Source organism: Streptococcus mitis (assembly GCF_009496285.1).
Lineage (GTDB): Bacteria > Bacillota > Bacilli > Lactobacillales > Streptococcaceae > Streptococcus > Streptococcus mitis_BP.
In genome coordinates this window covers 35,567-54,307 of sequence record NZ_WIJK01000011.1, presented here as the reverse complement: position 1 = coordinate 54,307, position 18,741 = coordinate 35,567, and the positions used below count along the sequence as shown (strand labels likewise).

The following is an 18,741-nucleotide window of genomic DNA, read 5'->3' as shown; positions in this document are numbered from 1 at the left end:
CCTTTACAATAATTTCTGTCCATTTTATCATCCTCATTTTAGTAAAAAATCTTAGGGTACTTTGAGTTATGAGTACATTATACACTGGTAAACTCCAATTTATCTTCTCTGTTCCTCAACTGTCTATTTTTGATCCTGAATTGTTATTTGAAAAGCAAAAATCCACCCCGAAGGATGGATTGATACTTTAACGCACTTCTGCATTGACTTTTTCTTCAAGTGATGCTTGGATTTTTTCCATGTAGCGTGCGACTTGTTCGTCTGTCAAGCTATCTTCTGGATTTTGGAATGTCAAGCTATAAGCCATTGACTTCATACCAAGTCCTAGTTTTTCACCTGAGAAGACATCAAAGAGTTTGATATCTGTCAAACGTTTCACGCCTGCAGATTTGATGGCATCAACCACATCTTGGTGAGTCACATCTGCTTTGAGGAGAAGAGCGATATCACGGCTGACTGCTGGGAATTTAGTAATTTCCACAAATGGAGCAGCTGGTTGAAGGGCTGCTTCAATAGCTGAAAGGTTGAGCTCTGCTACATAAGTTTCTGGAATGTCGTAAGCCTTAGCTGTAATAGGATGTACTTGACCGAGGAAACCAAGGACTTGGTCACCGAGTGAGATCAAGGCTGTACGTCCTGGATGAAGACTAGCAATTTCAGAGGTTGCTGTATAAGTCACTTCTAGTCCCAAGCGAGAAAATAGCGCTTCAAGGATTCCCTTAGCATAGAAGAAATCAACTGGAACTGCTGCTGTTTGGAAATCTTTTTCAGCAACCAAGCCTGTCAAGGCAAAGGCAAAGCTGTTGATCTCATTTGGAAGTTCTTCTTTTGGATTTCCTGTTTGTTCAAAGACTTTTCCAATCTCGTAAAGGGCCAAGTTTTTATTCTTACGAGCCACGTTGTAGGCAACAGTATCAAGGATACCTGAGATCATATTTTGACGGAGGACAGAACGATCCACAGTCATTGGCCACATGAGTTCCGTAAGGTTACTTGGTTGAGCCGTAAACTCAACTGCTTTTTCAGGAGTTGTTAGAGCATAGGTGATGATTTCTGTCAAACCTGCTCCTTCAGCAATCGTACGAATTTGACGGCGAAGTTTTTGTGTCGCAGTCAATTCACCAGCTGTACCGTCATCTTTTGGAAGACTAGTTGGCAAGCGGTCATAGCCATAGATACGAGCGATTTCTTCAAAGAGATCCGCTTCGATGGTGATATCCCAACGGCGACGTGGGACGCTGACTGTGAAGGCTTCTGCATTTCCAGAAAGGCCAAATCCAAGACGACGGAAGACATCCTCTACATCCGCGTAGGAAAGCTCCGTACCAAGGACACGGTTAACATCGGCAAGAGTTGAAGAAACTTCTACATCGGAAGTATCAAGCTCACCCGCTGAAACGATGCCTTTACGCACTGTCGCACCAGCCAATTCCGCAATCATGCTTGCTGCTGCATCAAGGGCTTCATTAACGGTTGCCACATTGATGCCTTTTTCAAAGCGAGAAGATGATTCTGAACGAAGGTTGAGGCGACCACTTGTCTTACGGATAGATTTGCCATTGAAGACAGCAGCTTCAAGAACGACACGACTAGATTTTTCAGAGATTTCTGTAGCCTGACCACCCATGACACCTGCAAGGGCTACTGGTTTGTCAGCCACAGTGATGACTAGGTCTGTTTCTGCAAGTTCACGCTCTTCCCCATCCAAGGTCACTAATTTCTCACCAGCACGCGCTTCACGTACACGGATGTCAGTCCCTTCAAAGGTATCCAAGTCAAAGGCATGCATAGGTTGGCCAAAGTAAAGCAGGATATAGTTGGTCACGTCGACGACATTATTAATCGGACGGATGCCTTCGTTCATGAGGAGGTTTTGCAACCATTGTGGACTTGGTACGATGGTCACATTGTCCAGGATACGAGCGGCATAGTAAGGCGCCTTGTCTGTGTCGATGCTGACAGAAAGAGCATCCGCTGCAACTTGGTCTGTTTCTGTTAAAGTAAATTCTTTGAAGTTGACTGCCTTGTCATAGATAGCTGCTACTTCGTGCGCTACCCCACGCATAGAAAGAGCATCTGCACGGTTTGGAGTGATGGAAAGTTCGATGATTTCATCATCCAAGTCTAGATAAGAAAATACTTCCTCACCTGGAACAGCCTCATCTGGAAAAATTTGGATGCCATCTGCAAATTCCTTTGGTACAACGGAGTCAGAAATGCCCAATTCACCAAGTGAACAGATCATCCCTAGTGACTCTAAACCACGGATTTTACCTTTTTTGATTTTGTAGTTATCTGCTATACGAGCACCTGGAACAGCCACCATAACCTTAATGCCTGCGCGCACATTTGGTGCACCACAGACGATTTGACGGGCTTCTTCTTCACCCACATTGACTTGGCAAACATGCAAGTGTGTTTCAGGTACATCTTCGCAAGACAAGACTTCTCCGACGACAATTTTTGAGAGACCAGCAGCTGGTGATTCAACACCTTCTACCTCGATCCCTGTAGTTGACATTTTTTCAGCCAACTCTTGTGATGGCACATCAATGTCCACCAATTCTTTTAACCATTTATAAGATACAAGCATAATTTAGTTTTCCAGAATGACAGTTATCACTCTAGTTCTTTTCCTTTCCTATCATTTCAATAGAAGAATCCTCTTCTTACCTTAATTTCTTTCTCAGTAACCAATCCGTATCTACTTTTTGACCAACCATAAAATGATGTTGGCTAAATTTTTCAAAACCATATCGATTATAAAATGCTTGAGCTTTTGTATTATGCTCCCAAACACCTAGCCAAGCCCAAGAAAAACTATTTTTTGTAGCAAGTTCAAGAGCAAATTCAAACAGTTGCTTACCTAGTCCAAATCCTTGGAATTTTTGTAGCACATAGAGACGTTGAATTTCAAAAGCATTCTCTAATTCTCTCTCAGTCTGAGCACTTCCCCAGTTGACTTTGAGAAAACCAGCTATCTCCTCTTCATGCATAATGAAATAGGTTTCGGAGTCAGGATTTCCCAACTCAGTTGACAAAACTCTCATACTATAAGCCTCTTCAAAGTATTCCTGTAACTGCTCTTCTGTATTATCATGAACAAATGTTTCACGAAAGGTTTGTTTGGCAATTTTGGCCAACACCTCAACATCTGGCATTTCTACTTTTCTAATCATTATTTAAACTGTTCTGAGAAGCGGACATCTCCTTGGTAGAAGCCACGAATATCGTTGATTCCATAACGGAGCATAGCTACACGCTCTTGACCAAGACCAAAGGCAAATCCAGAGTAAACAGTCGCATCGATACCACTCATTTCAAGGACACGTGGATGAACCATACCGGCACCCATAATTTCGATCCAACCTGTTTTCTTACATACGTTACAGCCTTCTCCACCACACTTGAAGCAAGAAACATCCACCTCAACAGATGGCTCTGTGAATGGGAAGTAAGATGGACGCAGACGGATCTGACGCTCTTCACCGAACATTTTTTGCACAATCAACTGAAGGGTTCCTTGAAGGTCTGCCATAGAGATATTTTTCCCAACAACCAAGCCTTCAATTTGGTGGAACTGGTGACTGTGAGTCGCATCGTCCGTATCACGACGGAACACACGCCCTGGCGAGATCATTTTCAAAGGACCTTTAGAAAAATCATGGGCATCCATAGCACGCGCCTGAACTGGAGACGTGTGGGTACGGAGCAAGATTTCTTCAGTGATATAGAAAGTATCCTGCATATCACGAGCTGGGTGGTCTTTTGGAAGGTTCATACGTTCAAAGTTATAGTAGTCTTGCTCCACTTCAAAACCATCTACGACTTGGTAACCCATCCCAATGAAAATATCTTCGATTTCCTCACTGGTTTGTGTGAGGACATGACGGTGACCAGTCGCAACTAGACGACCTGGTAGTGTAACATCGATGCTCTCACTTGCTAGTTGAGCTTCCACTTTCTTTTCTTCCAAGAGCTTAGCTGTTTCTTCAAAGGCTGCTGTCAAGACATCACGAGCTTCATTGACGTGTTTCCCAATGATTGGACGCATCTCAGCAGAGACATCTTTCATTCCTTTAAGAATCTCCGTAAGCGAACCCTTTTTACCAAGGACAGAGACACGCAAGTCTTGCATCTCTTTTTCATTTTCAGCAGTAATCTGCTTCAAGCTAGCCAGCGTTTCTTCGCGCAGCGCTTTTAATTGTTCTTCAATAGTTGACATAATTCCTCCATCAGTCTCTCGTAGATAAAAAGAAAACCACATGCCAAAAACTCCACTCGGAGCGTTGACACGCGGTACCATCCGTTTTTATCTGACAAGTCAGACCTTCATTTCTAAATCCATGCGCAAGTGAATTCACCCAACTTTCATATAGAGAGCTTGCAGTCACGGCTCTCCTCCCTGATATATTTCCCTTGAGTTACTAGTCTTGCAGATTTCTATTTAATTATTATTCATTTTATCAAAATTTAAGTAATCTTGCAAGATGTTTTGCGACTAATCAACATAGTCTCCACCTTCAAATCCATAGTACTCTTCTAAACTGAGACCACTAGCTGCAATTTCTTTGGCTTCTTTGCCAACATAGCGAAGGTGCCATTCTTCAGCCATATAACCGGTTTCCTTTTCCTTACCTTTTAGATAACGAACGACAAAGCCATAGTCTGCTGCATGGTCCAAAAGCCATTGGGCTGCCTTTTCTTCAGTGACTAGGTCTCCATTTGTTCCGATCAGGTCAAAAGCCAGACCAGTTTGGTGTTCACTATAACCAGGTCTTGCCGAATAGCGGTCAGCCTCTGCCTTTCCATCTTGATTAACGTATTCCTGGTAAAGTTGAGTCTGAGTCTCATAACTTCTAAAGCCACTGTAATGATCGCTAATCGGGAATCCTGCCTCTTGCATAGCTTTGATGAGTTTGACCAACTCAGCCTTGGCTGTTGGATTTTCCCCTGGATTATAGTCTTTAGACAATGGATAGTGTTTATTTGCTACGATGATTTCATCGTACTTGCCTTGAATGCTAAAGTAGTCTCCCTTATTGACCACTTCTGCCTTTTTTGGGCTCGCTTCCTGAGACTTACTTCCCGCGGTTCCTTCTTGTACAGTCTTTTGCTCTGAAGAAGCTTTTGCGTCAGAAGTTGCTGGTTTTTCTTGCGAACAAGCCGCCAATGTTAGGGCTAGTAGTCCTGACAAGATAAGGTATCTTTTTTTCATGATTTATCCTTTCATATGATAACTTTATCCAATTCAACAGATAAAGTTTGGATTAAGTTTTCTAATTGTTTCGGTTGCGCTTGGCAATCTTCTGCTGCCATTTCTTCCCAAGGAACCCACCAAACTGGACCACGACCATTAAGACCGTGTCCCTTCATATCACCCTCTCGTCTGGGGAAAATATGCCAGTGAGCATGTGCATCTCCATTTCCCAATAACTCTACATTCATTTTTTCAGCAGAAAAAGCTTTAGAAACTGCTTCCTGAACCAGACTCATTTCCTCTAAAAAACGAAGTTTAACACTTGGAGGTAGATGATGTAATTCTGTGACATGTTCCTTGGCTAAAAACAGAGTGTAACCTTCAAAATACTGATGATCACCAATAACAACATAGCCTGTTTCCAGTTCTTTTACAAAATAGGGATTTTCCCCCGCCTTAATCAATTCAATTCGTTGACAGATGAGGCACATCTTAGTCTACCAATCCACTATTGAGGTAAGCATCCACCATACGCTCAGTAGCAACTACAGAATCGATATGAGTACGCTCATAAGAGTGACTTGACTCAATACCTGCTCCTAGAAGAGCGTGCTTAACCTCTGCTCCAGCTGACATCGCTGCAGAAGCATCAGAACCATAAAATGGATAGATATCTAGTTTGAATGGAATGTCTTGCTCTTTTGCAAGGGCAACCAAGTGTTGACGGAATTCATAGTGATAAGGACCTGAAGCATCCTTGACACAGATAGAGACTGTGTAATCGTCTGTCTGCTGATCATCTCCCATTGCTCCCATATCCACAGCTAGATATTCGACAACTTGACTAGGGATGCTTGAGTTAGCACCATGCCCCACTTCTTCAAAGACTGAAAAGGCAAAATGCGTAGTGACAGGAAGTTCAATTCCTTCTTCTTTGTAGACTTTGAGGAGATTAAGGAGAATAGCTGCGCTGACCTTGTCATCCAAATGACGAGACTTGATAAAGCCTGTCTCAGTCACGACAGTTCGTGGGTCAAAGCTGATAAAATCACCAACCTCGATACCGAGTGCGCGTGTTTCTTTTTCATTGGTCACTTTTTCATCCAAACGAACTTCCATATTGTCCTGTGTACGTTCCGCTGTTCCCGCATCTTTGTAAACGTGACAAGAAGTTTGGTGGATCAAAATCGTACCTGAAATAGTTTTCCCTGTATTAGCTACATGGACCGTACAGTTTTCACCCTCAATCATATTCCAAGGATAACCACCGATACGGTCCATTTTGAGACGACCATCTGGTTTAACAGCGCGAACGATAGCTCCCAGGGTATCCACATGGGCAGTTACATAGCGATGTTGCTCATTATTTTTACCTTTAATGGTAACATTCACTCCACCTTTAGCAGTACGAATAGGTTGATAGCCTAGTTTTTCAAGCGTCTCAACTAAATAATTCGTAATTTCACGCGTAAAACCTGTTGGTGACGCAATAGCAGTTAGTTCTTTGATATATTCTACAGTTTGATTCATTTCTTCACCTCTTTTGCTACCTATTATAACACATTTATCATCGGATAAAAAAAGAAAATCACTCCTGTAGACTTAGCTACAAAAGTGATTTTAGTGATTATTCCATTTCAAAAGCTTCACTTTCTTGTTTATTTGGAAGAACAAGAGAAAGCAGAATACCGATAATAGCTGGTACCAACCATGGCAGAGAAGCCTCCGCAAATGGTAGAGCGTTCACGATATTTGCAAGGACCTCAACTTTAAAAGTAGATCCTAAAACACTTGCAATAGCAATGGCTGTGACAATACCAACCGTTAATTGCATTCCTGGTTTTGAAAGAGCAACAAACTTGTTCACAATCACAATCATGACAATGGCAATCGTAATTGGGTACAAAATAACGAGAACTGGTACAGAGTACTTAATAATAGCACTCAAACCAAGATTTGCAATGGCAAAACCAATCAAGGTAAAGACTGTCGCATAAACCTTGTAGCTGACTTGTGGGAAACGTCCGTTAAAGAACTCGGCAGTTGATACAATCAACCCTACAGTCGTTGTAAAGCAAGTAACGGTTACCATAGCCGCAAGGAAAAGCTGAGCAGTAGAACCAAAGATTTCTTGAGTCGCTTGAGACAAGATATAAACTCCAGGAGTTCCACTCTTCATTGCTTCTTCTGTTACTGGGAAATGATTGCCCAAGAAACCTAGACCGATGTAGAGAGCACTAAATCCGAGTGCTACAACGATTCCAACAACCCAAATGGTTGAAATGTACTCTTTCTTACTTGAGAAACCAAGTTGTTTCAAGGTTTGTACTGCAATAACACTGAAGGCAACCGATGCAAGCGCATCAAGCGTATTGTATCCTTCAAGGAAACCTGCACCAAAGGCTGATGCTTGATAAGCTCCTGACGCTGCTTGTGGTGCGTTCCCGCCATACTTGAAAGCTCCAAGAATAACCAGAATAACAATTAAGATGGCAAAAACTGGAGTCAAGACTCGACCGATACGATCCAAGATTTTTGAAGGATTCAACGAGATTAGGTAGGCAGCTACAAAGTAGAGAATGGTGAAGACAATCAAACCTAAACCTTTATCTGCTTGATCCAAGAGTGGACTAATACCCACTTCAAACGATGTCGTTGCTGTACGAGGGATGGCAAAGAATGGGCCAATCGACAAGTACAAAACTGCAAGATAAATCGTCGCAAACCATGGTGAAATTTTCTTAGAAATTTCATAGATATAACCCTTCGGATTAAGGGTTCCAATAATCAAAGTTAGGACGGCAATCCCAACACCCGAAAATACAAATCCTGCAATGGCAGGGAGAAAGTTTTCTCCAGACTGTGCGCCTAGAGTTGGAGGGAAAATCAAGTTACCTGCTCCAAAAAATATTCCAAACAGGAGTAATCCTGTTAAAGCACCTTTTTTAGCCATAAACTCTCCTTATTAAAAATAAAATACTTTCTTAGTATAACATGATTAAAGGCTAGAAAAGGCTGTCACGAAATAATTCTAAAATGTTTTCAATTTTCCGAATTTTAATGCAAAAAAATCCTTCGAGTCCTTTCTCATTTTTAAAAGGTTTCGAAGGAAATTTTTCTTATTCTAAGGCATCCATGCCACCTTGGACATTGACAACCTCATAGCCTTGTTCTGTTAAAAATTGGCAGGCACGTGCTGAACGGATACCTGACTTACAAATCACATAGTAAGGCTGGGTTTTATCTAGTTGTTCATAAGCATCAGCCAGTTGACTGAGAGGGAAATTACGAACACCTTCTAAATGAAGAGCCTCAAATTCCTCTACTTCTCTCACATCCAATACAGAAAGCGACTCTTTCTGATAAAGCTGGTAAAAATTGTTAAAAGTAATTTCTTTCATTTTTCTTCTCCGAGAATTTTTTGTATTCTATCTTTCAAGTCAGGCACTACTTCTGCCTCAAACCAAGGATTTTTTTTCATCCAGATTTGATTACGGGGTGAAGGATGTACCAGAGGGAAATAATCAGGCAAATAATCCTTGAACCGATGCACACGGTCTGTCACCTTGCCACTAACTTTCTCATGTAGATAGTAGGCTTGGGCATACTGACCAATCAAGAGGGTTAATTGAATATCTGGTAATTCCTTCAAGAGTTCTGGATGCCATTTTTCTGCAAAACCTGGACGAGGTGGTAGGTCACCCGATTTCCCATGACCTGGAAAGTAGAAATCCATGGGCATGACTGCAAAGTAACCTGAATTGTAAAAGGTGTCTTCATCCACACCTAGCCACTCGCGCAGGCGGTCACCACTTTTATCCTTCCAGTATAGTCCTGCTTCCTGGGTTTTGAGACCAGGTGCCTGGCCAATGATATTGATACGAGCTGTTTTTGGTGCTGCAAAGAGTGGCTCGATGCCTTGCTCAGTATAGCTGGCATTCTGTGGATCTTCCATGATAGCTTGCTTGATTCTTTCGATTTGAGACATCTGCTTTCCCTCCAAAAAGAAGTCTAAGCATTAAATCTCAGACTTCTATAGCATTATTTGATCAATTCATAGATAGCTTCGGCATAGATTGCTGCAGCACGGAAAAGATCGTCCAAGGCGATAAATTCATTGGCTTGGTGCATGGTATCGATAGAATCTGGGAACATAGCACCGTAGGCTACACCACGCTCTAAGAGACGTCCAAATGTTCCACCACCGATAACTTGTTCGTGACCTTTAAGACCTGTTTGTTTTTCATAAACATTCAATAAGGTTTGAACGAGTGGATCTTCCATTGGTACGTAGTGAGGAGTGTGACCATGTTCAGAGAGGCTAACTGAAGCAACTGGCAAGGTTTCAAGAACTGACTTGATTTGCTCTGGGCTTGTTCCTTTTGGATAACGGAAGTTGAGGGCAATGGTATTGTCAGCACTTGATTCGTCGAAGCGGAAGACACCAGCATTCATAGAAAGGGCACCCATCTTTTCATCCACATGAGCCACTTTCAAGTTTTTCCCTTCGTGGTCATTCAAAAGAATCTTACCAGCAATGTCAAGGAAGTCTTTTGCAGGTCCTTCAAAAGCAAACTGGCTGAGGAAGAGGGCAAGATAAGTCGCACCATTGACACCTGAAGCAGGCATAGCACCGTGAGCAGATTTACCGATAATCGTAACCTTGTACTTGCCGTTCTCTTCTTGAATGTCTCCTCTAAGCTTGTGCTCTGCAACAAAGGCATCTAGTTTCGCTTGCAAATCAGCCAAATCCCCTGAAACAACTGCCGTTGCTGATTCTGGCACCATGTTTTCACGCAAACCACCTGTGAAGCTGTGAAGACGAGCTTCACCCTTGTTTTCACCAGCAAAGTGAAGATATTCTGTGATATTTCCTTTTTCACCATTAATAATAGGGAATTCAGCATCTGGAGAGAATCCAAAGTCTGGCTTCGCAAGTCCTACATGCTCAAAATAGTAGTCCATATCTGCCCAACCTGATTCTTCATCAGTTCCGACAATAAAGCGAACTTTTTTAGAAGTTGGAAGACCAAGCTCTTTGATGATTTTCAAACCATAGTAACAAGCCGTTGTAGGGCCCTTGTCATCTGAAGCACCACGCGCATAGAGACGACCATCCTTGATGGTTGGAGTATAAGGATCAGTGTCCCATCCACTACCTGCTGGCACTACGTCCATGTGGGCAAAGATTCCGAGAACTTCTTCCCCTTGACCAAACTCGAAATGACCTGCATAGTTATCAACATTTTTTGTTGGGTAACCATCACGGTCTGCGATTTCAAGGAATTTCTCCAAAGCTTTTACTGGACCAGGTCCAAAAGGATGTTGCGCATCTGCCTTACTGTCATCGCGTTCTGAGTTGATTTCCAAAAGGCTAAACAAGTCAGCCAAGAGGTCTTCTTTACGTTTTTCTACTTCTGCTGTAAAATCAATAACTGTCATTTTTTCTTCCTATCTTTTTTCGATAATTTCATCTACTGGCAAGCGGTAACTTGGTTCCAACTTCTCGTCTGTGTATCCTACTGTAATCAAGAGCTCTGGACGGAAGCGTTCTTCGATTTCCAAGACTTCATTGGTTTTTGATTTATCAAAACCAAGGATAATGTTTGAACCGATTCCCTGGTCAGTCAATGCAAGGACTAAGTTCATCGCAACCAACCCTGCATTAAGGGCTAGGTAGTCACTGATTTGTTGTTCATTGTAACGCGCAAACTCTGCTGGAAGATTTTTCATAAAGTACTGAAGTTGTTCTTCTGAGAAGTTCTTTGCTCCACCAACACGGGCAATCTTGCGAGCACGTTTAGCTAGGTCAGTATCTGTAAACAAGGCAATGGTTACAGGGGCAGATGCTACTTGCTCAAAGTTTGAACCGTAAGCTAATTTTGCTAATTCAGCATTTCTCTCACGAACCACAACAAACTTCCAAGGTTGACTGTTGTGAGCACTCGGTGCCAAGGTTGCGATTTCAATAGCTGTTCGAACATCCTTGGGATCAACTGGTTTATCAATAAAATGCTTAGTCGCATGACGTTTTTTATTTAACTCAAGAAATTTCATAATCGATTTCCTTTTCTAATTCTACTGCTTCCATTTTACCATATTTTGAAAGAGCTTGCAGAGATTTTTCATTAGTGAAACAAATTATCTTTTTTCAAATTCCACTTTCAGTTCTAGGCTCCATTTTAAAATTATAATGTTTCTCTATCATCTCCATAAAAAATATATATTGGATATCTGATTGATTGTCTGGTAAGCTAGATACCATTAAGTAAAGGAGACTCTTATGAAAAATTATTCTTATTATTAGCCATTAGTCCCTTGTTGGTGGCCTGTGGACAATCTAAACAGGAAAGTGCTTCAACTTCTACTACTAGCCCTAAAACCATTGTCGTAGCAACTGCTGGAGACATCCCTCCTTTTGATTTTGAAAAAGATGGTAATTTGACCGGACATGATGTTGAGGTTTTCAAAGCAGTCGATGAAAAACTGGATCAATACAAGATTGAATTTCAAAAAACAGCTTGGGAAAGTATCTTTCCTGGAGTGGATGCTGGCCGTTACCAAGCTGCTGCCAACAACTTAAGCTACACCAAAGAAAGGGCAGACAAATACCTCTATTCACTCCCCATCGCTAAAAATCCTTTGGTTCTCGTGAGCAGAAAAGACAAGGCTCTTACCTCTCTTCAAGATATCGCTGGTAAAACAACCCAGGATGACACTGGAACTTCTACCGCCAAGGTTGTTACGGACTGGAATCAAAATCACTCCGACACTCCTGCTACCATCCAATATTCTGGCGAAGATGTGGCTAAGCGTCTGACTGACCTCGCCAACGGTGAATTTGATTTCCTAATCTTTGATAAAATCTCTGTTCAAAAAATTATCCAAGACCGAGGTTTAGACTTGAACCTAGTCGACTTGGAAAGCAATGACAATCCAAACAACTACATCATCTTCTCAAGCGACCAAAAAGAATTTAAAGAACAATTTGACAAGGTTCTCAAAGAACTCTACCAAGATGGAACCCTTGAAAAACTCAGCAAAACTTATCTCGGTAGTTCTTACCTACCAGATCAATCTCAATTACAGTAAGATATATTAAAAACGATTGGCTCGTCCAATCGTTTATTTAGTATCTGTTAATTAAAGCAACTCTTACAAAAAATCAAAATAATTCTTGACATCCTCTACATAGTCATGCTTTTCAATTAGACTAGCTAACAAATCTCTATTATGTCCTTGGTAATTGTCCTCTCGCCGCAATTCTTCATACATTTCGATAAAAGGAAGTCCTTTGGCCTTGGCTGATTCTAGTTCTGCTTCATAGTCATAGGCAATTTTTCGAAATTGAATATTGACTAATTCACCATTTTCAACTTCAAGTAAGGCATACTGAGCTCGGTGATTTTTCAGCCCATTCCAGTCAAAATAAGGCATACCAATCGAACCTGGATTGATGATTTGTTGACCTTGACTACCATAACGCAAAAGCTGTTTATGGACATGTCCATAGACGGCTACATCTGTAGCTTCATCAAGTAGCTGGTCAAATTTTTCTGTACCATTTTCGACCAGCAAATCACCACCGTAATTTTTCTCAGGTAAATTATGAGAAAGAGAAAAACGCAAGCCTTCAACTTCTTTCTTGGCTACCATAGGTAGATTCCTCAACCAATCAATATGCTCTGGGTTTAGGCGCTCCATCAGATACTGAGTCATCCTGAGAAGCTGAATTTCTTGAGGATCCTCTAAACCATATTGCCCATCTAAAGCCTCTAAAACACAATCATCCCAGTTTCCTCGAACGGATGCTGTAATGGGTAGGCCTTTCAAAAGAGCCACCAAGTCATTTGCTCCCGGCCCAGGAAGAAAAATATCTCCCAAAAGCCAATATTCAGTCGCTCCCAAATTTTTAGCGTCCTCAAGTACTCCAGCTAAGGCCGTCATGTTGCCATGTATGTCTGATAAAATTGCAATCTTATGGTTCATTTTCTGCTCTTTCTTTAGTGGATAGCTTTCGGTTTATTCAATCCACTCTTATATTTTTTACTTTTCTTCATTATAGCATAAAATAGCTAGAAGATTTTATAATGGAAATATTCTCATCAACTTTCTTTTAAAAATATGTCAAAAATAGTTGACATTTTATTTTCAAAAGAATATACTATAGTCAAATATATGTGACACAATCTAAAAAGGAGGAAGCATGAATCGTGTAAAAGAATTTCGCAAGGAACTGGGCATGTCCCAACTCGAACTTGCCAAGGATATCGGCGTCTCGAGGCAAACCATCAACATGATTGAAAACGACAAGTACAATCCAACCTTGGAACTCTGTCTCAATCTCGCCCGAAGCCTCCAAACTGACCTCAACAGTCTCTTTTGGGAGGATGATTGTTAAAAAGGAGAAGAAAAATGAAAAAAGAAACTTTCACTGAAAAGCTCATCAAACGCACTTACGGTATTTCTGATCCACTGGACGAATACAAACGGCGCGAAGCTGACCGCATCGGAAATAAAGTCTTTATAATTCTCTTTTATCTGATGATTTTCGGCAATGTTATTCCACTCGTTCTAGCCTATAAATATCCTCAACTAGTGGCTCTAGTCTATCCTCCTCTGATTTTAGTAATTGCCCTCATCTCTGCCGGCTACGTCACCTACCAAATGCAAAAAACAGGGATTACAACTATTGAACCAGATATGTTGAATGAGAAAGAAAGTAAGCAACTACACTACCCTGGTCTTAAAGCTGGTTTATTCTTTGGCCTATGGATATTTTTTATAACCCCTCTTCTCCATATACTTACTGGTGAAGGTCAGGACTATTTCCATTCTCTTCTCACTATAAGAAATGGTTTAGCAAGCATTTTCGGTTCTATCTTCTTCGGAGCGAGCATACAGTTCCTCATCTCCCGTCGCATTGCAAGAGCTAAAAAAGAGCAGGATAAGGATTAGGAGGTGCCCTATGAAATCACTAGTAACTTTACTTACCTATCATCTTTTGTTTGCTTCACTGCTCATCTTCATCATCTTTTCAGGGAACTTGCCAATCTACGATATAGTCCTCCTTCCAGTCTTTGTTCCAGCACTCAACAAAGGATTGACTTACCTAAAGATAGATTCTCAAAAAACGCGCATACTCAACTTAGCACTATTCTTTATGATTCTATCCTTTCTATCCTTACCACAACTGACGCTCATCTCAAGCAATTGGAAATATTATATACTGCTAACTATCGCTATCCTTTCTTCTATCACTTATCTTTATTATCTCTATCAATTCGTAAAAGAAACAAAATAACATCGTTCATTTAGGAGAAATCACCCATGAAAAAAGAACCCCTCTATGAAAAACTAATCAAACGTATCTATGGCATTTCAGGACCACTTGATGAACACAAACGACGCGAAGCTGACCACATCGGGAATAAAGTCTTTATGATTCTCTTTTACCTCATGACTCTAGGCAATTTCATCCCCTTTGTCCTTGCTTATAAATATCCCCAAATGGTCGCTTTCGGATATCCAATCATTATTTTTCTGGTTTCCTTGGTTTGTGCTTTCTATGTCACTACTCAAACTAAAAAAACTGGTATTGCTGCTATCGATCCTGATATGTTGAGCCAGAAGGAAAAGAAACAGTTACGTAATCCTGGCCTTAAAGCTGGTCTGGTCTATGGAATAGCCATGTTCATTGGAATGCCACTTCTCAATATCCTAATGGATGATAGCAAAAGCTATCTTACCGCTCTTTTGAATACAAGAAGCATCTTGTCAACCATCGTTGCAGCCTTCTTTTTCGGATTAACAGTGCATATTGTCATCACTCTTCGTATTCAAAAAGCTAGAGAAGATCAAGACGACGATTAGGAGGAAACTTATGAAATCACTACAAACTTTAATTCTCAGTCATATTTTGGTCAGTATCTTTATGACAGTTTTCCTAGTTTATGGGCAGATTACGCGTCCTTTTCTGATCATCTTCCTCTTAGCCCTTCCTGTCTTGAACAAAGGACAAAGATTTCAGAAAATCACATCAAAAAAAATACGCCTCTTAAACGCATCACTCTGCTTTATCCTCGTATCTTTCCCACAACTGTTAACGAATTCTATGGATTGGAGATATCTACTATTTCTAACCATCTGTATCGTTTTTAGTCTAGTCTACTTCTATACTCTCTATCAACTCTTTAAAGAAGCTAATCAAAAACAAGGTTATTAAGAGGTCACTACCATGAAAAAAGAAGACTTAACCACTCGCTTAGTTCGAAATTTCTTTCATATCCAAGGACCCTTTGATGAATGCCGTCAAGAGGTCATCTACAAGGCTTGCGCCCGTTCCATGGTCCAAATCTTTTACTCTTCCTTCTTTCTCTTCCTATTCTATCTTTTATTTGGGCGCTTTATAGAGATAGTTCGAACGGCTATGCCCTATCTCTACTTCTTGATGATTTTTGCCCTCAGTCTCAAGGCAAGATATACTACTAGAGGGCTCCACTTAGAAGATGATGATCAATCCGAGATTCCACAAATCACTTACAGCAAGCGCCAAATCAAGTTAAGAAGTTGGTTAGTTGGAACTAGCATCCCAACTCTCTACTTATTTATCCTATTTTCCAAAAAAGTAATCCTTGAAAATCACTCGATTACAGATTTCTTCTTGCAGTTTCTAGAACTCAAAATGATTGCATTTTTCCTACTAGTAGGACTTGGAGTAGGATCAATCTTCGGTACTATGACTTATTATTTTTTATCCGAACATGAAGAGCAGTAGGAGAAAGCTGAACTAATTGATTGTTTCTATGCTCGACAACAAACCCCTAACACTTCTCAGTGCTAGGGGCTTTTTTAGTTTCTTAAATACCGCATATATTCTACTAATACATAGACAAGAATCGTTAAACAAATGATAATCTCTAACCAAACGAGAAAGTTAAGGACTGGAAACTGCAGAATGCCTTGGGCCATTTTCAATGAAGTTGCTGTGATGATAGTTGGGAAGGTTAGGGCTGAAAAAGCTGGTTGAAATCCCTGTTTTAAAATCCTTGGTAAACGACTGAGAACAAAGAAAAAGAAAGTCTGTGAGGCAAGGATCATGACTAGCAAAATCCAGCCATGAAGTCCTGAACCTCCGATCCGAACGAGTGCTGCTAACAGTAGAGAAAAGGGAGCACAATAGATTCCTTCTTGCCCCAGTAAAGCCCGTGGCAATGGATTACTTTTCAAATCTTGATAAATCAGAGGATAAAGGAAAAGGGTTAAGGTAAAGCCAAAAATCCAAGCGCCATAGGCAATCTCGACTATGCCCACCACTGGGTAGGTCAAGCTTGCTACTGCTATCCCTACATAAAGAACTGTCCAACTTGGCGTTGCGCTCGTTCTTGGTTTAGTCTGCACATAATTTTTAGTGAAGTAGATGATTAAACCTACATCCAGTAGAAAGGCAAACCACCAAAGAGCTTGTGCTATGATACTCATACTCGTAGGTAAGATTCGCTGTAAGTAGGTTGATAAAATCATCCCTGCCATGGGAAAGGTCGCCATTCCCGATAATAGAGGAGCTTTCTTAAGTTCTTGCTGGCTTTCTTGCCAATCACTAAGATGACTGTATAAAAAATAAAACCATAAAATCAAGCCTGACAAACTAAAGACGTGCGATAATAGTGGAAAAATATCCAATATGAGATTGCCTGCTCCAGCCAATCCCAATAAGCACCCTGAAAAGGCCAAGGGGAGTTTTTTCATGTGAACCTCCAATAGTCATGTTATTATCAGTATAGCATAAAAGCGCTTAAATGAAGTATTAAAAAACGAAGTTTAAAAAGATAAACCTCGTTTTTATTTTCTTTATTTTTAGTTTGTCGCTAGAATATGTCGCAATTGCACAGCACTAGGAGAAACAATTGGTAAAAATGCGCCTTCATTCCAACGACGTATGAAACCGGATGTCGATTTACTAAAGTATCCTCTACCGCCACCAGCTTGTAGTTCTAACAAGAGACTTTGGGCAACAACATCAACAATATCGATTCGTAACTGGAATAGTTCACGCGGATTTTTAACGAAATAGGACTCTTCAGATAGTCCTTGATAGAGAGAATGTCGAATATCATCTAACTGTTCGACCTGATGTTGCCATTCTTCCTTCAAGACACCTCGTTTCCCCAATTCTTTTTCGACTTCTGAGAGTGAACGTTCAGCCAAACCAAAGGCTAGGCCAAATTGGTAGCCTAAAAAGGCTGGACGATTTTGCGCTAAAAATTGATGAGCATCCTTGGATAGAATCCACTCTTCCTTTAAAGGGACCTTGTTAAAAGTCAGGGCTGCTGTATTCCCTCCTTGGAGAGAGACAAATTCCAAATCTTCGGAACGACTAAAGTTTTCTGCGTCCGATGGTACGGCTACTACATAACTTTTACTCGAGTCATCTGCAAATCCTGCTACAAAAATAGTGAGGAAGCGATCCTTACGAGCATTGGTTACCCAAGGAAGTCGTCCTTTTAGGTAATAATTCCCATTTTCTTCAAGGATACGAACATTTAGTTCCTCTAAGTCAGATAGATACTTGACCGCATTAGATAAGGCCGTAGCACCTGTATATTCTCCTGATAAGAGTTTTTCCAAGTAAACTTCTTTGAAATAAGCATTGTCAGTATGTAGAATATTGTCTATTAAAGTTCGTTGCCCCCATGAGATAAAGGAGGCTGTTAAGGAATGTTGAGCGAGTTCTGCAAGGATATCGATAACATCTTGGTCACTTCCACCTAGCCCTCCAAGAACTTTTGGTACTCCTACACGAAAGGCACCTTCTGCAGCAATTTTCTCAATCAGCTCTTCTCCAGCTTGACATGATTTTTTGTCAATTTCATCGGCGTGCTGGTCTAACCAGCTAAAAAATTCTTCTGAAAAAAATCCCATACTTTGTCCTCCTCTTATGCATAAGGTTGTAATTCTGGATTAATCGGTGTATTAGCCAGATTATTGGCATAGTTACAAAGACTTGCTAGACTGACACCGAGAACAACATCCAAGGCATTTTCTTGCGTGTAGCCAGCTTCAAGGAATTCACCCAGTGCTTCATCTCCTACGCGCCCTTTGGTATTGATAACTGCCAAGGTAAACTTAGCTAGGGTATCCAGCTTAGGATCGCTTTCGATTGGAGTACGATTGCGAAGGGCTTGAAGTAGGTCATCATTCATCTGGATTTGCTTGATAGAAAAGGCTGTGTGACCAGCGACGCAGAAGGCACAACCATTAGTTACGGCTGCAGTGATTTGTACCACTTCACGCTCTACAGGTGTTAGACTGTTGCGACGGTTAATAGCGCCGACAGTGCGATAAGCCTCTAGGGCTGTAGGGGCATTGGCCAAAAGACCGATTAGATTTGGGATATAGCCATTGTTGTCCTTTTGTACTGTTTTAAGAACTTCTTTCACTTCTGCTGGTGCTGATTCTACTGTGTGGATAGTAAATGTTGTCATAAGGGGACCTCTTTTCATTTTGTAATTAAATGGTTTCTGCGAAAATCTTACGAAATC

Annotated in this window: 22 protein-coding genes; 7 read left to right on the top strand and 15 right to left on the bottom strand. The window is 41.0% G+C overall.

The genetic code is table 11. The features are described 5' to 3' along the window. Positions 1-187: 187 nt before the first annotated feature. From pheT to GEZ89_RS05020, 11 genes are all read right to left on the bottom strand, one after another. On the bottom strand, positions 188-2,593 hold the full coding sequence (pheT, locus tag GEZ89_RS05070) for a phenylalanine--tRNA ligase subunit beta (protein ID WP_153225200.1): 2,406 nt from the start codon (positions 2,591-2,593) through the stop codon (positions 188-190). A gap of 76 nt (positions 2,594-2,669) precedes the next feature. Next, positions 2,670-3,179, bottom strand: a complete 510-nt coding sequence (locus GEZ89_RS05065) for a GNAT family N-acetyltransferase (protein ID WP_153225199.1) — start codon at positions 3,177-3,179, stop codon at positions 2,670-2,672. Further along, on the bottom strand, positions 3,179-4,225 hold the full coding sequence (pheS, locus tag GEZ89_RS05060; RefSeq protein ID WP_153225198.1) for a phenylalanine--tRNA ligase subunit alpha: 1,047 nt from the start codon (positions 4,223-4,225) through the stop codon (positions 3,179-3,181). The genes GEZ89_RS05065 and pheS overlap by 1 nt, the downstream gene beginning before the upstream one ends. A gap of 276 nt (positions 4,226-4,501) precedes the next feature. After that, the gene (ldcB, locus tag GEZ89_RS05055) at positions 4,502-5,218 is read right to left on the bottom strand and encodes an LD-carboxypeptidase LdcB/DacB (RefSeq protein ID WP_153225197.1); all 717 of its coding nucleotides are present in this window, start codon (positions 5,216-5,218) and stop codon (positions 4,502-4,504) included. An 11-nt stretch (positions 5,219-5,229) separates the two neighbouring features. Next, entirely contained in the window at positions 5,230-5,691 is a 462-nt protein-coding gene (locus GEZ89_RS05050; protein WP_153225196.1) for an HIT family protein, read from the bottom strand. A gap of 1 nt (position 5,692) precedes the next feature. Continuing rightward, positions 5,693-6,730: a M42 family metallopeptidase gene (locus GEZ89_RS05045; RefSeq protein WP_153225195.1), complete on the bottom strand. Its 1,038-nt coding sequence runs from the start codon at positions 6,728-6,730 to the stop codon at positions 5,693-5,695. 97 nt (positions 6,731-6,827) lie between these two features. Then, the gene (gene brnQ, locus GEZ89_RS05040; RefSeq protein ID WP_153225194.1) at positions 6,828-8,153 is read right to left on the bottom strand and encodes a branched-chain amino acid transport system II carrier protein; all 1,326 of its coding nucleotides are present in this window, start codon (positions 8,151-8,153) and stop codon (positions 6,828-6,830) included. 166 nt (positions 8,154-8,319) lie between these two features. Beyond that, positions 8,320-8,601 carry a rhodanese-like domain-containing protein gene (locus GEZ89_RS05035; RefSeq protein WP_153225193.1) on the bottom strand — a complete coding sequence of 94 codons (282 nt, stop codon included), beginning with the start codon at positions 8,599-8,601 and terminating at the stop codon, positions 8,320-8,322. Then, positions 8,598-9,188, bottom strand: a complete 591-nt coding sequence (locus GEZ89_RS05030; protein ID WP_153225192.1) for a uracil-DNA glycosylase family protein — start codon at positions 9,186-9,188, stop codon at positions 8,598-8,600. Before GEZ89_RS05030 ends, GEZ89_RS05035 begins: the two co-directional genes overlap by 4 nt. Before the next feature lie 53 nt (positions 9,189-9,241). Then, entirely contained in the window at positions 9,242-10,642 is a 1,401-nt protein-coding gene (pepV, locus tag GEZ89_RS05025) for a dipeptidase PepV (protein ID WP_153225191.1), read from the bottom strand. Positions 10,643-10,651: 9 nt separating this feature from the next. After that, positions 10,652-11,257 carry a nitroreductase family protein gene (locus tag GEZ89_RS05020; RefSeq protein ID WP_075229925.1) on the bottom strand — a complete coding sequence of 202 codons (606 nt, stop codon included), beginning with the start codon at positions 11,255-11,257 and terminating at the stop codon, positions 10,652-10,654. A gap of 201 nt (positions 11,258-11,458) precedes the next feature. On the opposite strand from GEZ89_RS05020, the gene GEZ89_RS05015 reads away from it, so the two are divergent. Then, positions 11,459-12,292 (top strand): amino acid ABC transporter substrate-binding protein, encoded by an 834-nt coding sequence (locus GEZ89_RS05015; RefSeq protein ID WP_322741488.1) that lies wholly within the window; start codon positions 11,459-11,461, stop codon positions 12,290-12,292. A gap of 63 nt (positions 12,293-12,355) precedes the next feature. Here GEZ89_RS05015 and GEZ89_RS05010 read toward each other — a convergent pair whose 3' ends face one another. Beyond that, entirely contained in the window at positions 12,356-13,189 is an 834-nt protein-coding gene (locus GEZ89_RS05010) for a metallophosphoesterase family protein (RefSeq protein WP_153225189.1), read from the bottom strand. Positions 13,190-13,406: 217 nt separating this feature from the next. Here GEZ89_RS05010 and GEZ89_RS05005 point away from each other — a divergent pair, with 217 nt between their 5' ends. From GEZ89_RS05005 to GEZ89_RS04980, 6 genes are read left to right on the top strand one after another with little or no spacing between them, the layout of a single operon-like run. Next, positions 13,407-13,601 carry a helix-turn-helix transcriptional regulator gene (locus tag GEZ89_RS05005; protein WP_153225188.1) on the top strand — a complete coding sequence of 65 codons (195 nt, stop codon included), beginning with the start codon at positions 13,407-13,409 and terminating at the stop codon, positions 13,599-13,601. 14 nt (positions 13,602-13,615) lie between these two features. Further along, complete coding sequence (locus tag GEZ89_RS05000; protein WP_153225187.1) at positions 13,616-14,158, top strand: DUF3278 domain-containing protein; 543 nt, start codon at positions 13,616-13,618, stop codon at positions 14,156-14,158. Positions 14,159-14,168: 10 nt separating this feature from the next. After that, on the top strand, positions 14,169-14,504 hold the full coding sequence (locus GEZ89_RS04995; protein WP_153225186.1) for a hypothetical protein: 336 nt from the start codon (positions 14,169-14,171) through the stop codon (positions 14,502-14,504). Positions 14,505-14,530: 26 nt separating this feature from the next. Continuing rightward, positions 14,531-15,073: a DUF3278 domain-containing protein gene (locus tag GEZ89_RS04990; protein WP_153225185.1), complete on the top strand. Its 543-nt coding sequence runs from the start codon at positions 14,531-14,533 to the stop codon at positions 15,071-15,073. A 10-nt stretch (positions 15,074-15,083) separates the two neighbouring features. Next, complete coding sequence (locus GEZ89_RS04985) at positions 15,084-15,425, top strand: hypothetical protein (RefSeq protein WP_153225184.1); 342 nt, start codon at positions 15,084-15,086, stop codon at positions 15,423-15,425. A 12-nt stretch (positions 15,426-15,437) separates the two neighbouring features. Next, a complete protein-coding gene (locus GEZ89_RS04980) occupies positions 15,438-15,977 on the top strand; it encodes a DUF3278 domain-containing protein (protein ID WP_153225183.1) in 540 nt (179 codons plus the stop codon). Positions 15,978-16,051: 74 nt separating this feature from the next. Here GEZ89_RS04980 and GEZ89_RS04975 read toward each other — a convergent pair whose 3' ends face one another. From GEZ89_RS04975 to GEZ89_RS04965, 3 genes are all read right to left on the bottom strand, one after another. Next, positions 16,052-16,948: a TDT family transporter gene (locus tag GEZ89_RS04975; RefSeq protein ID WP_153225182.1), complete on the bottom strand. Its 897-nt coding sequence runs from the start codon at positions 16,946-16,948 to the stop codon at positions 16,052-16,054. Positions 16,949-17,056: 108 nt separating this feature from the next. Next, on the bottom strand, positions 17,057-18,121 hold the full coding sequence (locus tag GEZ89_RS04970) for an acyl-CoA dehydrogenase family protein (RefSeq protein ID WP_153225181.1): 1,065 nt from the start codon (positions 18,119-18,121) through the stop codon (positions 17,057-17,059). Between the two features lie 14 nt (positions 18,122-18,135). After that, positions 18,136-18,684: a carboxymuconolactone decarboxylase family protein gene (locus GEZ89_RS04965; RefSeq protein ID WP_153225180.1), complete on the bottom strand. Its 549-nt coding sequence runs from the start codon at positions 18,682-18,684 to the stop codon at positions 18,136-18,138. Positions 18,685-18,741 lie beyond the last annotated feature (57 nt).

Bases quoted from the DNA above. Each gene is read 5' to 3' on its own strand.
- pheT (WP_153225200.1), bottom strand. From the start codon at position 2,593: ATGCTTGTATCTTATAAATGGTTAAAAGAATTGGTGGACATTGATGTG.
- GEZ89_RS05065 (WP_153225199.1), bottom strand. From the start codon at position 3,179: ATGATTAGAAAAGTAGAAATGCCAGATGTTGAGGTGTTGGCCAAAATT.
- pheS (WP_153225198.1), bottom strand. From the start codon at position 4,225: ATGTCAACTATTGAAGAACAATTAAAAGCGCTGCGCGAAGAAACGCTG.
- ldcB (WP_153225197.1), bottom strand. From the start codon at position 5,218: ATGAAAAAAAGATACCTTATCTTGTCAGGACTACTAGCCCTAACATTG.
- GEZ89_RS05050 (WP_153225196.1), bottom strand. From the start codon at position 5,691: ATGTGCCTCATCTGTCAACGAATTGAATTGATTAAGGCGGGGGAAAAT.
- GEZ89_RS05045 (WP_153225195.1), bottom strand. From the start codon at position 6,730: ATGAATCAAACTGTAGAATATATCAAAGAACTAACTGCTATTGCGTCA.
- brnQ (WP_153225194.1), bottom strand. From the start codon at position 8,153: ATGGCTAAAAAAGGTGCTTTAACAGGATTACTCCTGTTTGGAATATTT.
- GEZ89_RS05035 (WP_153225193.1), bottom strand. From the start codon at position 8,601: ATGAAAGAAATTACTTTTAACAATTTTTACCAGCTTTATCAGAAAGAG.
- GEZ89_RS05030 (WP_153225192.1), bottom strand. From the start codon at position 9,188: ATGTCTCAAATCGAAAGAATCAAGCAAGCTATCATGGAAGATCCACAG.
- pepV (WP_153225191.1), bottom strand. From the start codon at position 10,642: ATGACAGTTATTGATTTTACAGCAGAAGTAGAAAAACGTAAAGAAGAC.
- GEZ89_RS05020 (WP_075229925.1), bottom strand. From the start codon at position 11,257: ATGAAATTTCTTGAGTTAAATAAAAAACGTCATGCGACTAAGCATTTT.
- GEZ89_RS05010 (WP_153225189.1), bottom strand. From the start codon at position 13,189: ATGAACCATAAGATTGCAATTTTATCAGACATACATGGCAACATGACG.
- GEZ89_RS05005 (WP_153225188.1), top strand. From the start codon at position 13,407: ATGAATCGTGTAAAAGAATTTCGCAAGGAACTGGGCATGTCCCAACTC.
- GEZ89_RS05000 (WP_153225187.1), top strand. From the start codon at position 13,616: ATGAAAAAAGAAACTTTCACTGAAAAGCTCATCAAACGCACTTACGGT.
- GEZ89_RS04995 (WP_153225186.1), top strand. From the start codon at position 14,169: ATGAAATCACTAGTAACTTTACTTACCTATCATCTTTTGTTTGCTTCA.
- GEZ89_RS04990 (WP_153225185.1), top strand. From the start codon at position 14,531: ATGAAAAAAGAACCCCTCTATGAAAAACTAATCAAACGTATCTATGGC.
- GEZ89_RS04985 (WP_153225184.1), top strand. From the start codon at position 15,084: ATGAAATCACTACAAACTTTAATTCTCAGTCATATTTTGGTCAGTATC.
- GEZ89_RS04980 (WP_153225183.1), top strand. From the start codon at position 15,438: ATGAAAAAAGAAGACTTAACCACTCGCTTAGTTCGAAATTTCTTTCAT.
- GEZ89_RS04975 (WP_153225182.1), bottom strand. From the start codon at position 16,948: ATGAAAAAACTCCCCTTGGCCTTTTCAGGGTGCTTATTGGGATTGGCT.
- GEZ89_RS04970 (WP_153225181.1), bottom strand. From the start codon at position 18,121: ATGGGATTTTTTTCAGAAGAATTTTTTAGCTGGTTAGACCAGCACGCC.
- GEZ89_RS04965 (WP_153225180.1), bottom strand. From the start codon at position 18,684: ATGACAACATTTACTATCCACACAGTAGAATCAGCACCAGCAGAAGTG.